Raw genomic sequence first — 13,891 nt, 5'->3', positions numbered from 1 at the left:
TGGCTGGCTGAAGGAGAACCGTCGCATCGTGACGCGCTTCGACAAGCTCGCAACAAGTTTTGCGGCGATGGTCTCATTGGCCTGCGCTATGCGGTGCTTGCGACAATACTTTACGTACAGAGCCTAGTTTGTCCCAGAGTGGATCTCCGGGTGGCTCCATGTCCCAGAATACCCGTAAGTAATCCTGCGAGTTCATTGTTGACCATGGATTGACTCTGAATTTGAGCCCCCCTTCAACAGTACGAACGCCGATGCCGTAACCTCCAGGACCTAAGTTCTCATCGGCAGGCATTGGTATCTTCCCGGCAGGAAGAATTAATGGAGAGAGCAGTCTATGGCTGCCAGAGTTGATGTGTACGGTGGGTTTGCTGGGTTTGGTCATGACAGGCTCCTTCAGTGTTTGATGCGCGGGAAGCGTTAAATCATCAAATACCCAGTAGCAGGAGGCTGGCTACTGTCAGATCTGACAGTAACGACGAATGGTGCCGGACTTGCCCATCTCGGCAAAAAAAAACCACCGCATGCGGTGGTTTTCCCCCTTTTTTTATTGGTTATTCCCCGCGATAGATACAGCCGCTGGTGCAAGTTTCGTGGATGCGGATGGCGGACAGTTCCGGGAGCAGGGGCTTGAGTTCGGTCCAGATCCACTTGGCCAGCACTTCGCTGGTGGGGTTTTCCAGGCCGGGGATGTCGTTGAGGTAGTTGTGGTCCAGGCGCTCGTAGAGCGGCTTGAAGATCGCTTTGATTTCGGAGAAGTCGCGGATCCAACCGGTGTGCGGGTCGAGGTCGCCGCTCAGGTGGATCGCGACTTTGAACGAGTGGCCGTGCAGGCGCCCGCACTTGTGGCCATCGGGCACGTGGGGCAGGCGATGGGCGGACTCGAACGTAAATTCCTTGAAAATTTCCACAGTGTCTAAAACTCTGTCAGGTGGCGGGCGGGCGCGGCGTTAAAGGCGGCGGCGAGTTTAGCAGCTTGGCTTTGGCCGTGCGGAAAAAGCCTGACGGGGGGCGTTACAGGGCCAGCAGGCGTGGGCCGAGGCCGCCGTTGTCGGCCAGTTCGAGGAACTCGTCGCCCAGGCGTTGGCTGGCGTCCATAGCGGTGCGCCAGTATTTTTGCCGGCCGGCCGGGTCACCCATAAAGCGCTTGAAGTCGTTGCGGTCGGGCAGTTTGCCGTAGGGCAGGCGTGCCAGGTACTCGCGCGACGGCGCCACCAGCAGCACATCGCGCAAGCGCTGGGGGCTGGCGCGGCGCCAGGGCAGACTTTTGTCGAACCAACCGGGGATGACCCGGTCGGTGAAGTGCGGGTAGAGCACGATGTCATCGCCGCTGTAGGGCAGGTCGAGGTGGTAGTCCAGCAGGCCGCCGTCGCGGAAGGTGCCCGCGCCGGCGCCAGGCAGGTCGCGTACGCCCTGCATCACCATCGGGATGGAACCGGAGGCGAGCAAGGCCTGGCGCAGGTTGGCGGCATCGAGCGGCACCAAGCGCGAGGGGAAGTCGGTGAGGGCGTGCAGCGGCGGGGCCAGGCGCGGGTCGTGCAGCACCAGGCGCTCGAAATGCCGCGCCAGGCGCGAACGGCCGCGCAGGTTGTCGGCAATCACCGACGACAGCCCCAGCCCCAGGCGCCCACGGTGGTCGTCGGCGAGCAGGCCGTGGCTTTTGACCACCATGATGTTGAGGCGGTAATGGGGGTTGTCGAGGATTCGCGCGTCGCGGCCATCGAGCAGGTCGTGGAGCATGCGCTGCGAGCTTTGGCTGATCTGCGCCATGGTCACGCCTTTGGCAAAGCGTTGCTCGTTGTAGAGCTGGCCGAGGCGGCGCAGGCCTTCGGCGGCGTCCGGTAGGCAAGCGCTGGCAAAGCGCCAGGACCCCACCGAAGCGCCGATCAGCGAGCGCTCGCGGGGTGCCGCCGCCAGCCATTGGCCGAACAGCGCCAGGTCCAGCCCCTGGATGCCCAGGGCCTTGGGGCCACCGGCCGCGCCGGGCAGGGTGCCGACGTCGCGGGCATGCAGGCCGTTATCGCGGATGCGCGCCAGGGCACGGGGGCCGGCCTTGAGGGTGAGGGCGGGGAACTTGATGTGGATGGCGGTCATACCGGCCTCTTTGCGGGCGAGCGGGTGATTATAGAAGGCTGGCCGATGATGGCTATTCAGTTTCAGTTAAGTTCGGCGCGCTACCGTACAGGCCTTGTGCTACACCGCCTCAATGGAGAACCCCATGAAAATCCTCATTGCCCTGTCCGCCACCTGCCTTCTGGGCTTGGGCATCGGTCTGGTCCAGGCCCGCGACCTGGGCCCCGACGAAGCCCTGCGCCTGCGCGACGCTGGTACTATCGCCTCCTTTGAAACCCTCAACGCCAAGGCCCTGGCCGAACACCCTGGGGCGACGATCACGGAAACCGAGCTTGAGCAGGCATACGGCAAGTACATTTACCAACTCGACCTGCGCGATGCCCAAGGTGTTGAGTGGGACCTGGAATTGGACGCCGTTTCCGGGCACATCCTCAAGAACCATCAGGACAGGTAATGACGCGAAATAGGCGCGCCCGCACTCGAGCGGCGTTGGTATTGATGCTGTTTTGCTCCCTGGCACTGGCCCGCGACCTGGACCAGGACGAAGCCCTGCGCCTGCGCCAGCAGGGGGTGATCCTGCCGCTGGAGCAATTGCTGCAACAGGCGCTGGGCCGCTACCCCGGCGCGCGCTTGCTGGAGGCCGAGCTGGAAGAAAAGCACGACGTGTACATCTATGAAGTGGAGTTGCTGACGGCCCAAGGCGTGGTGCGCGAGCTGGACCTGGACGCCACCACCGGCCGCTTATTGAAAGACGAGGAAGACGACTGATGCGCCTGCTTTTGGTGGAAGACCACGTACCCCTGGCCGACGAACTGATGGCCGGGCTCAGCCGCCAGGGCTATGCCGTCGATTGGCTGGCCGATGGCCGCGACGCGGTGTACCAAGGCAGCAGCGAACCCTACGACCTCATCATCCTCGACCTCGGCTTGCCGGGCCTGCCGGGGCTTGAGGTGCTGGGCCAGTGGCGCGCCGCCGGGCTGGCCACGCCTGTGCTGATCCTCACCGCGCGCGGCTCCTGGGCTGAGCGCATCGAAGGGCTCAAGGCCGGGGCCGACGACTACCTGAGCAAACCCTTCCACCCGGAGGAACTGCACCTGCGGGTGCAGGCATTGCTGCGCCGCTCCCACGGCCAGGCGAACCAGCCGACCCTTAAGGCTGCCGGCCTGCACCTGGACGAAAGCCGCCAGTGCGTGACCCGCGACGGTGCCGAGGTGCAACTGACGGCGGCGGAATTTCGCCTGTTGCGCTACTTCATGCTGCACCCGGGGCAGATCCTCTCCAAAAGCCATTTGGCCGAGCACCTGTACGACGGCGAAACCGAGCGCGACTCCAACGTGCTGGAAGTGCACGTCAACCACTTGCGCCGCAAACTGGGGCGCGATGTGGTCGAGACTCGCCGTGGCCAGGGCTATCTGTTTGGCGGGCCGGGGCAGTGAGGTCGATCCAGCGGCGCTTGAGCCTGGGGCTGGTCAGCGTGCTGGTGATTGTCGGCCTGGTGCTGGCGCAGACCAGCCTGTGGCTGTTTGAAGTGGGTTTGCAGCGCTACCTCGAAGCGGGCCTGCGTAACGACAGCGAGAACCTGCTGGCGGCCCTGGTGCGTGGCCCGCAAGGGCTGCAACTGGATGAGCGGCGGTTGTCGCCGGCCTATCAGCGGCCGTTTTCCGGGCACTACTTTCGCATCGATTTTGCCGACACCCATTGGCGCTCGCGCTCGCTGTGGGACCAGGAGCTGCCCCAACTGCAACAGGCCGGGTTGCAGAGCAACCTGCAACTGGGCCCCGAAGGCCAGCAGTTATTGGTGCTGCGCAGCGATTACCGGCGTCTGGGCCAGGCGATTTCCATTAGCGTCGCCCAGGACTACACCCCGGTACGCGACAGCTTCTTGCGCATGCGCCAAGTGGGCCTGGCCCTGGGCGCGGCGGCGTTGCTGCTGATTCTCTTGCTGCAACGGCTCACCGTGCGCCGCGCCTTGCGCCCGCTGGAGGCGGCGCGCGAGCAAATCGCCCAATTGCAGCGTGGCCAGCGCTCGCAACTCGACACCCAGGTGCCCCAGGAACTGGAACCGCTGGTGGCGCAGATCAACCATTTGCTGGCCCACACCGAAGACAGCCTCAAGCGTTCGCGCAATGCCCTGGGCAACCTGGGCCATGCCCTCAAGACGCCCCTGGCGGTACTGATGAGCCTGGCCGCCAGCGAAAAACTGCGAGGTCAGCCGCAGGTGCGGCAACTGCTGGAGCAACAACTGCAACAGGTACAGCAACGCCTCAACCGCGAACTCAACCGCGCGCGGCTGGCCGGCGACGCCTTGCCCGGCGCGCAGTTTGACTGCGACGCCGAAGTGCCGGGTTTGCTCGCCACCTTGAACATGATCCACGGCCAACACCTGGCCCTCGACGCGGTGATGAGCCCCGGGCTGCACCTGCCCCGAGACCGCGAAGACGTGCTGGAACTGCTGGGCAACCTGTTGGATAACGCCTGCAAATGGGCCGACGCCCAGGTACGCCTGAGCATCGGGCAGGACGGTGCGGGGTTTTACCTGGCGGTGGAAGACGACGGCCCGGGCATTCCTGCATCGCGCCGCGACCAGGTGCTGGGCCGTGGCACGCGCCTGGATGAGCAAACCGACGGCCATGGCCTGGGCCTGGGCATCGTGCGCGACATTGTCGACGCCTGGGGCGGGCGGTTGTACTTGGCCGACAGTGACTTGGGCGGGTTGAAAGTGCTTGTCGAGTTGCCGCAAGGCGCAGGCCCTGCCCGGGCTTGAACTCGCCCAATCCCCTGTGGGCGCGGGCTCGCCCGCGATAGCGGTGTGCCAGGCTGTGAGGTTGCTGGACATGCCGCCGCCATCGCGAGCAAGGCCCCCACAGCGTGGCGGTTTCCACTGGCGGGATTTGTGAGGCGAAGGCCTGCTTTTACAGAAGGCCTTGCGATGTTTTACACCCGAAACTGATCCATCAACCCCTGCTGCTGGTTGGCCAGGTTATTGAGGGCCTGGCTGACCCGGGCCGATTCGTTGGCTTGCCCCGAGAGGGATTCGGTAACGTCGCGGATGGTCGCCACGTTGCTGTTGATCTCTTCGGCCACGGCGCTTTGTTCTTCGGCCGCGCTGGCAATTTGCAGGTTCATGTCGCTGATGACCGTCACCGCGTCACCGATTTGGCGCAGCGCCGTCACGGCTTGGCCGACCTGCTCCACGCTGCCCTGGGCCTGGCGATGGCTGTGGTGCATCGAGGCCACGACTTCCTGGGTGCCGCTTTGCAGTTGCTCGATCACCAGGCGGGTTTCTTCCACCGACTCTTGGGTGCGCCGCGCCAGGTTGCGCACTTCGTCGGCCACCACGGCGAAACCTCGGCCGGCCTCGCCCGCGCGGGCGGCTTCGATGGCGGCGTTGAGGGCCAGCAGGTTGGTCTGCTCGGCAATGGCGCGGATCACTTCCAGCACCGAACCGATTTTCTCGCTGTTGGCGGCCAGGCCTTCGACCTGGGCCATGGCGGTGCTCATGTCGGCGGCCAGGGTGTCGATGGTGCTGGTGGTGCGGTCGATCACGGTGAGGCCTTCACGGGTGGCCTGGTCGGCATCGCGGGCCGCGTGGGCAGCCTGGGCGGCGCTGCGGGCGACGTCATGGGCGGTGGCGCTCATTTCGTGGGAGGCGGTGGCAACCTGATCGACCTGGCGGTATTGCTGCTCCATGCCGGCGCTGGTCTGGGTGGCGATGGCAGACGATTGATCGGCGGTGCTGCGTGCGTCCTGCACCGAGCGTTTGACCTCGGCGATGATCGGTTGCAGCTTGTCGAGGAAGCGGTTGAACCAACCGGCCAATTCGCCCAGTTCATCCTTTTTGTCGTAGGCCAGGCGCCGGGTCAGGTCGCCTTCGCCGCTGGCGATGTCTTCGAGCATGTGCGCCACGCCGAGGATCGGCCGGGTCACGCTGCGCGCCATCAGCCACACCAGCAACAGGCCGACGATGGCGGCCAACAGGCCCAGGCTCAGTTCGATCAGGGTGCCGGCGGTGCCGCGTTCGTCCAACTGGGTTTTCAGGGTTTCGGCCGGGCCCACCAGTACCTTCTCCGGCACCGTGAGCAAAATGCCCCAGGCTTTGCCGCCGGGGATTGGCTGGAACGGCGCTAGCACGGTGAGTTTGCCGTCGCTGTGCAGGCTTTGCGGTTGGCCGCTGCTGGCGAGCATGGCGATCAGCCGCGCGCCGTTGGTTTTATCGACGCTGTCCAGGCGCTGGCTGAGTTTGCTGGCATCGCTGCTGTAGCCGGCGAGCAGGCCCACGGCGCTGATGATGCCGACGTTGGTCTGGCCGTCGTAGAGTTTTTGGCTGGCGTCCTGGCTGACCGCTTGCAGGCTGTTGAGGTTGATGTCCACCGACAGCGAGGCGATGACTTTGCCGTTGACCGTCAGCGGGAACACGATGCTGGTCATCAGCACGTTCTGGCCGGCGATTTCGTAGAAGTAGGGTTCGATCACGCACGGCTTGAGGGTGGTGCGCGGGCAGGTGAACCAGGCGTTGGCCGGCTCGCCGCTGGGGCCGCTGCGGGTGTCGGCCATGTCGCTTTCGGGCAGGGCCATGGAGGTCAGTTGGCCAGGGGTGGGCTGGGACCAGTACAGGGCGAAGCGGCCTTTGTCGTTGCTGCCCAGCGCTTGCTGGCCGGCGAACAGTTCGTCCTTGCCGTCCAGGGCATTGGCCTCGAACACCAGGGACAGGCCCAGCAGCTCAGGGTTGGCCTGCAGGGCGGACTTGACCTGGCGGGTCAGGTCTTCGCGCAGGTCAAAGGCATCGAGAAAGCGCTTCTCGGCCTGCTCGCGCAAAAACAGCACCTGGCGCGAAAAGCCATGGCCGTATTGGTAGGCGTCCATGAACTGGCGGCGGATGTTCAGCGCCTGGACTTCGCCCTGGGCTTCGATCCGCGCCTGCGCCGCGTCGGTCAGCATGGCCATGCTCGAGGCCTTGACCAGTTGCGAGTTGTGCTCGGCACGATAGAGCGAAATCCCCACCAGCAGGCTGACGACGCCCAACAGGCAGAGGCCGGCCAGGAGGGTGATTTTCCATTGGATGGAAAGCTGTCTGAGCGACATGGAGGAGTCCTTGAACGGGGAAACGGGAGAGGCGTTTGCACTGTAACGGCCCGGGGCGGGTTTTCTTTATTCAAACGCTTGATTTAAAACGCGCACCCGCTTGCTACATAGATCGCATGCGCCGTGTAGCCCGCGGCGCGTAATTCTAGGGGCGCTTTGACATCCCGGGGCCCGTGGGGCAAAGTGCGCGCCCTCTAATAAAACCTCCATTCAATCTGCCGTGCGCGCGTGTCGCGGCGTGGCCGGACTCATCCCGTTTGGCGCCGATTTGGCCGGCGCCGTGTTCTGAGGTAACGATGATTAATGCAGTAATTGCTGCGGTCGGCGTGATGCTGGTGCTCAGCCTGTCCCGTGTGCATGTGGTGATCGCGCTGATTGTGGGGGCGTTGGTGGGTGGCTTGAGCGGTGGCTTGGGTATGGAGGCCACGCTCAAGGCATTCAACGGTGGCCTCGGTGGCGGGGCGACGGTGGCGTTGTCCTACGCCTTGCTTGGCGCTTTCGCGGTGGCGATTGCCAAGTCCGGGTTGGCCCATGCCCTGGCGGACAAAGCACTGCTGCTGGTGGACCGCCAGGACGCCGCCGGCGGCGGCCAGGTCAAGTGGTTGCTGATCGGCCTACTGTGGGTGGTGGCCATTGCCTCGCAGAACATCCTGCCGATCCACATTGCGTTTATCCCGCTGCTGGTGCCGCCGCTGTTGTATGTGCTGACCAAGCTGCAACTGGACCGCCGCCTGATCGCCTGCGTGATGACCTTCGGCCTGATTACGCCCTACATGTTCCTGCCCGTGGGCTTCGGCAATATCTTCCTCAATGAAATCCTGCTGGCCAACGTGGCCAAGAGCGGCGTGGACATCAGCCAGGTCAACGTTACCCACGCCATGGGCATTCCGGCCCTGGGCATGGTGTTCGGCCTGCTGGTGGCGGTGTTCATCAGCTACCGCAAAAAGCGCGTGTATGACCTGGCGCGCATCGAGAAAGTCGAGCAGGTGGCAGTGCAGTACAACCCGCTGACCCTGCTGGTGGCGGGGGTGGCCATTGCGGCGGCGTTCATCATCCAATTGCTGCTGGACTCGATGATTGTCGGCGCCCTGGCCGGGTTCCTGATTTTCTCCGTGTCAGGGGTGGTGCGCTGGCGCGACACCGATGACTTGTTCACCGAAGGCATGAAGATGATGGCCATGATCGGCTTCATCATGATCGCCGCCTCGGGGTTCGCCGAAGTGATGAAGGCCACGGGCGAGGTCAACACCCTGGTGCAGAGCTCGGCGGCGTGGATCGGCCACAGCAGGGGCGTCGGTGCGTTGCTGATGCTGTTGGTGGGGCTGCTGGTGACCATGGGCATCGGCTCGTCGTTTTCCACGGTGCCGATCCTGGCGACGATTTTTGTGCCGCTGTGCGTGCAATTGGGCTTCAGCCCGCTGGCCATCGTGTGCATCGTCGGCACCGCCGGGGCCTTGGGCGACGCCGGCTCGCCCGCTTCGGACTCGACCCTGGGGCCTACCTCGGGCCTGAACATCGACGGCCAGCACCACCATATCTGGGACACGGTGGTGCCGACGTTCCTGCACTACAACCTGCCGCTGCTAGCCTTTGGCTGGGTGGCGGCGATGGTGTTGTAAGCCGGGGCTGTTTTGCCTCGTGGGTGCGAGCCTTGCCCGCGCCGCGGTGTGTCATTCGGCGAGGTGGTTGGCTGTGCCGCCGTCATTGCGGGCGGAGGGGGAGCGACGCTCATCTCACCTACCTCCACGATCCACTGTGGGAGCGAGCCTGCTCGCGATCGCGGTGCGCCAGCCGACATCGAGGCCGGTGTGCTGGCGCCATCGCGAGCAGGCTCGCTCCCACAGGTTTTCAGCTTTTATTTGGCCGTGACAGCCAAGGCCGGCTGAGGGGCGGGCAGCAACCCCTCCAACCGCACATCCCGCATCAGCAAACCAAAGCGCAAGTCCACCTGGTCGGGGATGGGCAGGTAGACGGTGTGGCCGTCGCCCGGGGCAACGGTGATGGCCTGGCCCTTGGCGTCTTGCAACTGGTGCAGGTCGAAGTGGAAGTTGCCCTTGGGGGTCATCAGTTCCAGGTGATCGCCCAGTTGGAAGCGGTTTTTCACCCGGACTTCAGCTAACCGATCGCGGCGTTCGCCGGTCAGTTCGCCGACGAATTGCTGGCGTTCGGACACCGAGCTGCCGTTCTGGTAGTTCTGGTATTCATCGTGCACGTGGCGGCGCAAAAAGCCCTCGGTGTAGCCGCGTTGGGCCAGGGATTCCAGGTCGTTCATCAGGCTGCGGTCGAATTCGCGGCCGGCCACGGCGTCGTCGATGGCCTGGCGGTACACCTGGGTGGTGCGCGCGCAATAGAAGTGGGACTTGGTGCGGCCCTCGATTTTCAGCGAGTGCACGCCCATTTTGGTCAGGCGCTCGACGTGCTGCACAGCGCGCAGGTCCTTGGAATTCATGATGTAGGTGCCGTGTTCGTCCTCGAACGCGGGCATCGGTTCGTCCGGGCGGTTGGCTTCCTGGAGCATGAACACCTGGTCGGTGGGGGCGCCGACGCCCAGGGTCGGCTCGGGCGAGTACTGCTGCACGATGTCGCCCAGCAGGTTTTCGCTGGCCGGTTGGGCGCTGTACTTCCAGCGGCAGGCGTTGGTGCAACTGCCCTGGTTGGCATCGCGCTTGTTCATGTAGCCCGACAGCAGGCAACGCCCGGAATAGGCCATGCACAGGGCGCCGTGGACGAAAATCTCCAGCTCCATGGCCGGCACGTGCTCGCGGATTTCGGCGATTTCTTCCAGCGACAGTTCCCGCGACAGGATCACCCGGCAGATGCCTTGTTGCTGCCAGAACTCGACACTGGCCCAGTTCACCGTGTTGGCCTGCACCGAGAGGTGGATGGGCATCTGCGGGAAGTGTTTGCGCACCAGCATGATGAGGCCCGGGTCGCTCATGATGAGGGCGTCCGGGGCCATGGCGATCACCGGCTCCAGGTCCTTGAGGAAGGTGCGCAGCTTGGCGTTGTGGGGCGCGATGTTGACCACCACGTAAAAGCGCTTGCCCTGGGCCTGGGCTTCGCTGATGCCCAGGGCGAGGGTGGCGTGGTCGAATTCGTTGTTGCGCACCCGCAGGCTGTAGCGCGGCTGGCCCGCGTACACCGCATCGGCGCCGTAGGCGATGGCGTAGCGCATGTTTTTCAGGGTGCCGGCGGGGGCGAGCAGTTCGGGCGAGGCGAGGGGCATGATGGTTTCGATCGCAAAAGGGCGCGAGGGTAGCCGGATGGGCCGGCGCGGATATTGACCTGGGTCTATACCCAGCGAAGAAAACACGGCACTCGGGCGCGCCCGTGCGGACTAAGCATCAGCGACGTCGCAATCCTTTTGCCAGAGACCGGCCCATGAACCCAGATGTCTTTCACAACAAATCCCTACCCGTGCTGCTCATCCTGGTGACAGTGGCGTTTATCTGGATTCTGCTGCCGTTCTACGGCGCGGTGTTCTGGGCGGTCATCCTCGGCATCCTGTTCGCGCCGTTGCAGCGGCGCCTGCAATTGAAGTTCGGCTGGCAGCGCAACCTCACGGCGCTGTGCACCTTGGGCGTGTGCCTGCTGATCGCGATTCTGCCGGTGATCGTCATCGCCACCTTGCTGGTGCAGGAAGGGGCGACGATCTACAAGAACATCGAAAGCGGGCAACTGGACATCTCCGGCTATATCGCCCAGTTCAAGCACAGCCTGCCGCCGTACTTCCAGCAGTTGCTGGACCGCTTCGGCATGGGCGAGTTGGAAGGGCTGCGCGAGAAAATCGTCAAGGGCGCCATGCAGGGCAGCCAGTTCCTCGCCAGCCAGGCGTTCAGCTTTGGCCAGGGCACTTTTGAGTTCGTGGTGAGTTTTTTCATCATGCTGTATTTGCTGTTCTTCTTTTTGCGCGACGGCGCCGAGCTGGTGCGCAAGATCCGCACCGCAACGCCTTTGGCCGAGCACCAGAAGCGCCGTTTGCAGCTCAAGTTCAACCGCGTGGTGCGGGCCACGGTCAAGGGCAACCTGCTGGTGGCGGTGACTCAAGGGGCGTTGGGCGGGTTGATTTTCTGGTTCCTGGACATTCCCAGTGCGTTGCTCTGGGCGGTGCTGATGGCGTTTTTGTCGCTGTTGCCGGCGGTGGGGGCGGGGATTGTCTGGGCGCCCGTGGCGGCGTACTTCCTGCTCAGCGGGGCGATTTGGCAAGGGGTGGTGCTGGGCTGCTTCGGGGTGTTCGTGATTGGCCTGGTGGACAACGTGCTGCGCCCGATTCTGGTGGGCAAGGACACCAAGATGCCGGATTACCTGATCCTGATTTCCACCCTGGGCGGCTTGGCGGTGTTCGGCCTCAACGGGTTTGTCATCGGGCCGTTGATCGCCGCGTTGTTTATGTCCAGTTGGGCGCTGTATGTGGAAACCCAGCCGCGGGTGCAGTTGCCCTAGGCGCGCAGGTCGACCTGCCGGGACAACGCTTGCGCCGCCGGTAGGGAGGTCAGCGGGCCACTGACCGGCACGCCGTCGCGCACCAGGTACCAGCAGGCGAGCAGGCCGGTTTCACGCAAGGGTTTGGGCACGGCGCTGCCGATCACGGACATGATTTGGATACGGGCCATTGAGGTGCTCCTGGGCATCGATCATGGGGCACACCTTATGCAACCGTTGGGGCGAGGGCCAATCATCGCGCTCGATAGTGCTCATCGACAGCGCGAGCGCAGGTGTCAGTCCACCACTTGATCGAGCATGTTCAGCACTTCGTGTTCATTGAGCAGGCCCTTGCGCACCAGGTTTTCGGCCAGTAGCGAAAGGAATTTGGCGCTGCGGTGGCCTTCCAGGTGCTTGAGTTCGGTTAGCGCGCTGTAAACCTTGCTGGAAGTGCACAGGCCTGCGGTGCGGTGGGGATGCTGCGTGGGCATGGTGGGTCGTCCTTGTTTTTATGGGGGGTGTACGGACACCCGGGAGGGTGGCGCGCGGGCATGACAGCAATATGACAGCCATGGCACGGTGCGGCCAATACGACATTGGGTGGCCATGATGTCAGAAAGGGCTGCATTCGCTGTGCCAGGAACGACCTCAAGTAGGACGTTTCAGTCATCCCAACGCCTCAGGCCCCGCTGTCGGGGCGGGGCCTGAGGGTGCATCACCAGCGCGGCGGGCCGTAATGGCCGGGGGGCGGGCCGTAGTAGCCACGGGGTGGCCCGTAGTACACGGGCGCAGGGCGGTAGTACACCGGTGGCGGGCGGTAATACACCGGTTGCTCGATGTAGACCGGTTGTGGCGGGTAATACATCGGTGGGGGCTGTTGTACGTAGACCGGTTGCGGCGCGTAGTACACCGGTTGCTGCTGCACATACACCGGGCGGTCACGGCTGATGACGGCACCGCCGATAATGGCCGCGCCGACCACCGCACCGAACACCGCCGGGCCGCGCCAATCGCCACCGCGGCCGTGGCCATGGCCGTGGGCAGAGGCTTGACCGGTGATCGCCAGCGCTGCGATGAGCAGGGCGCTGGTGGTGATTTTTCCCATCATGATGGCTGTTCCTCGTTTCGCTCCCGGCGCCCGGGCCTGCGGTAGGCCCGGGGAATGGCGCGGGGATAACCTTTAAGACAGCCTGTTTGGGAAAAACTGCGCCGGAGCTGGGTAAATATTGTGTAAGGTCGGTGCCTTGCTGTAACGATTCACCTCAACCCAAACGCCCCGTGCAGGAGACGCCCATGCAGATGCACCCCAACAAAGACACTCAACTGTGCATGTCGCTCTCGGCGCGCCCGGGCAACTTCGGTTTGCGCTTTCACAACCATCTGTATGAACAGTTGGGCCTGAACTTCTACTACAAGGCGTTCAGCAGCCAGGACCTGCCGGGCGCGGTGACCGGCATCCGCGCCCTGGGTATTCGCGGTTGCGGCGTGTCGATGCCGTTCAAGGAAGCGGCCATCGCCCTGGTGGATGAGTTGGACGCCTCGGCGGCGGCCATCGCTTCGATCAATACCATCGTCAACACCGCGGGCCACCTTAAGGCCTACAACACCGATTACCTGGCTATTGCCCAACTGCTCGACAGCCACCGTGTGCCCAAGGAATACCGCTTTGTGCTGCGCGGCAGCGGTGGCATGGCCAAGGCCGTGGCCAGTGCCTTGCGTGATGGTGGCTACCGCAACGGCGCGATCCTGGCCCGCAACGAACGCGCCGGCCGGGCCCTGGCCGAGGCGCTGGGTTACACCTGGCAGGCGCAACCGGATGACCTGCCGGCGCAGTTGCTGATTAACGTCACGCCCATCGGCATGAGCGGCGGCGCCCAGGCCGACGACCTGGCGTTCAGTGGCGAGGCGATTGCGGCGGCGCAGATCGTCTTTGATGTGGTGGCGATCCCGGCAGAAACCCCACTGATCCTGCGCGCCCGTGCCGAGGGCAAGCAGGTGATTACTGGGCTGGAGGTGATTGCGCTGCAGGCACTGGAGCAGTTTGTGCTGTACACCGGCATGCGCCCCACGCCGGCGCAGTTTGACGCGGCGGTGAGGTTTGCGCGGGGTTGAACGGTTCTGTGGCAACGGGTGTGCTGGTGCGTGCGCGCCCGCGATGGGGCCAGTACAGTCATTAACGCTCTAGCGCCAGGAATGCCGTCATCGCGGGCAGGCCCGCTCCCACAGCTGAACGGTGGTGTGGGTGGGATGTTCATTTTTCCTGTGTGGGAGCGAGCCTGCTCGCGATGACGGCACGCAGTGGCGGTGACGAAGGGCA

At 64.1% G+C, this 13,891-nt stretch carries 14 protein-coding genes and 3 pseudogenes; 8 read left to right on the top strand and 9 right to left on the bottom strand.

What is annotated here, in order from left to right; genetic code table 11:
- Positions 1-127, top strand: a pseudogene (locus tag AC19YT_RS11890) (IS5/IS1182 family transposase); the annotation flags it as partial.
- Here AC19YT_RS11890 and AC19YT_RS11885 read toward each other — a convergent pair.
- From AC19YT_RS11885 to AC19YT_RS11875, 3 genes are all read right to left on the bottom strand, one after another.
- Positions 74-382, bottom strand: coding sequence for a hypothetical protein (locus tag AC19YT_RS11885; protein ID WP_500610300.1), 309 nt, complete (start codon positions 380-382; stop codon positions 74-76). The pseudogene AC19YT_RS11890 and the gene AC19YT_RS11885 sit on opposite strands and share 54 nt — an antisense overlap.
- Before the next feature lie 169 nt (positions 383-551).
- Positions 552-908, bottom strand: coding sequence for a 6-carboxytetrahydropterin synthase QueD (gene queD, locus AC19YT_RS11880; protein ID WP_017736453.1), 357 nt, complete (start codon positions 906-908; stop codon positions 552-554).
- A gap of 103 nt (positions 909-1,011) precedes the next feature.
- On the bottom strand, positions 1,012-2,091 hold the full coding sequence (locus tag AC19YT_RS11875; RefSeq protein ID WP_095110990.1) for a patatin-like phospholipase family protein: 1,080 nt from the start codon (positions 2,089-2,091) through the stop codon (positions 1,012-1,014).
- 124 nt (positions 2,092-2,215) lie between these two features.
- On the opposite strand from AC19YT_RS11875, the gene AC19YT_RS11870 reads away from it, so the two are divergent.
- Genes AC19YT_RS11870 through AC19YT_RS11855 form a run of 4 tightly spaced genes read left to right on the top strand, consistent with a single transcriptional unit; the run spans position 2,216 to position 4,834 of the window.
- Positions 2,216-2,524 (top strand): PepSY domain-containing protein, encoded by a 309-nt coding sequence (locus AC19YT_RS11870; protein ID WP_095110989.1) that lies wholly within the window; start codon positions 2,216-2,218, stop codon positions 2,522-2,524.
- Positions 2,524-2,838 carry a PepSY domain-containing protein gene (locus AC19YT_RS11865; protein WP_095110988.1) on the top strand — a complete coding sequence of 105 codons (315 nt, stop codon included), beginning with the start codon at positions 2,524-2,526 and terminating at the stop codon, positions 2,836-2,838. The genes AC19YT_RS11870 and AC19YT_RS11865 overlap by 1 nt, the downstream gene beginning before the upstream one ends.
- Positions 2,838-3,506: a response regulator transcription factor gene (locus AC19YT_RS11860; RefSeq protein ID WP_095110987.1), complete on the top strand. Its 669-nt coding sequence runs from the start codon at positions 2,838-2,840 to the stop codon at positions 3,504-3,506. Before AC19YT_RS11865 ends, AC19YT_RS11860 begins: the two co-directional genes overlap by 1 nt.
- Positions 3,503-4,834 carry a sensor histidine kinase gene (locus tag AC19YT_RS11855; protein WP_500610298.1) on the top strand — a complete coding sequence of 444 codons (1,332 nt, stop codon included), beginning with the start codon at positions 3,503-3,505 and terminating at the stop codon, positions 4,832-4,834. The genes AC19YT_RS11860 and AC19YT_RS11855 overlap by 4 nt, the downstream gene beginning before the upstream one ends.
- 170 nt (positions 4,835-5,004) lie before the next feature.
- On the opposite strand, the pseudogene AC19YT_RS11850 reads toward AC19YT_RS11855, so the two are convergent.
- Together AC19YT_RS11850 and AC19YT_RS11845 are read right to left on the bottom strand one after the other, a co-directional pair.
- Positions 5,005-5,595 (bottom strand): annotated as a pseudogene (locus AC19YT_RS11850) (methyl-accepting chemotaxis protein); the annotation flags it as partial.
- Positions 5,596-5,862: 267 nt separating this feature from the next.
- Positions 5,863-6,933 (bottom strand): annotated as a pseudogene (locus tag AC19YT_RS11845) (PDC sensor domain-containing protein); the annotation flags it as partial.
- Between the two features lie 518 nt (positions 6,934-7,451).
- On the opposite strand from AC19YT_RS11845, the gene AC19YT_RS11840 reads away from it, so the two are divergent.
- Positions 7,452-8,771 carry a Na+/H+ antiporter family protein gene (locus tag AC19YT_RS11840; RefSeq protein ID WP_176465168.1) on the top strand — a complete coding sequence of 440 codons (1,320 nt, stop codon included), beginning with the start codon at positions 7,452-7,454 and terminating at the stop codon, positions 8,769-8,771.
- Positions 8,772-9,007: 236 nt separating this feature from the next.
- Here the strand turns inward: AC19YT_RS11840 and trhP are convergent, their stop codons facing one another.
- Positions 9,008-10,378 carry a prephenate-dependent tRNA uridine(34) hydroxylase TrhP gene (gene trhP, locus AC19YT_RS11835; protein ID WP_500599333.1) on the bottom strand — a complete coding sequence of 457 codons (1,371 nt, stop codon included), beginning with the start codon at positions 10,376-10,378 and terminating at the stop codon, positions 9,008-9,010.
- A 155-nt stretch (positions 10,379-10,533) separates the two neighbouring features.
- Here trhP and AC19YT_RS11830 point away from each other — a divergent pair, with 155 nt between their 5' ends.
- Entirely contained in the window at positions 10,534-11,595 is a 1,062-nt protein-coding gene (locus AC19YT_RS11830) for an AI-2E family transporter (protein WP_500610297.1), read from the top strand.
- Here the strand turns inward: AC19YT_RS11830 and AC19YT_RS11825 are convergent.
- The 3 genes from AC19YT_RS11825 to AC19YT_RS11815 form a co-directional block, all read right to left on the bottom strand.
- The gene (locus AC19YT_RS11825; RefSeq protein WP_095110981.1) at positions 11,592-11,765 is read right to left on the bottom strand and encodes a hypothetical protein; all 174 of its coding nucleotides are present in this window, start codon (positions 11,763-11,765) and stop codon (positions 11,592-11,594) included. The two genes, AC19YT_RS11830 and AC19YT_RS11825, sit on opposite strands and share 4 nt — an antisense overlap.
- Before the next feature lie 105 nt (positions 11,766-11,870).
- Positions 11,871-12,065, bottom strand: coding sequence for a hypothetical protein (locus AC19YT_RS11820; RefSeq protein ID WP_095110980.1), 195 nt, complete (start codon positions 12,063-12,065; stop codon positions 11,871-11,873).
- Between the two features lie 224 nt (positions 12,066-12,289).
- Positions 12,290-12,682, bottom strand: coding sequence for a hypothetical protein (locus AC19YT_RS11815; RefSeq protein WP_095110979.1), 393 nt, complete (start codon positions 12,680-12,682; stop codon positions 12,290-12,292).
- 185 nt (positions 12,683-12,867) lie between these two features.
- Here AC19YT_RS11815 and AC19YT_RS11810 point away from each other — a divergent pair, with 185 nt between their 5' ends.
- Complete coding sequence (locus tag AC19YT_RS11810) at positions 12,868-13,686, top strand: shikimate 5-dehydrogenase (protein ID WP_500610296.1); 819 nt, start codon at positions 12,868-12,870, stop codon at positions 13,684-13,686.
- Positions 13,687-13,891 lie beyond the last annotated feature (205 nt).

The sequence above is a fragment of the Pseudomonas sp. MF08875 genome, assembly GCF_059862525.1.
Note: the sequence above shows the minus strand (reverse complement) of the source record. Positions and strands in the feature narration are given on the sequence as shown.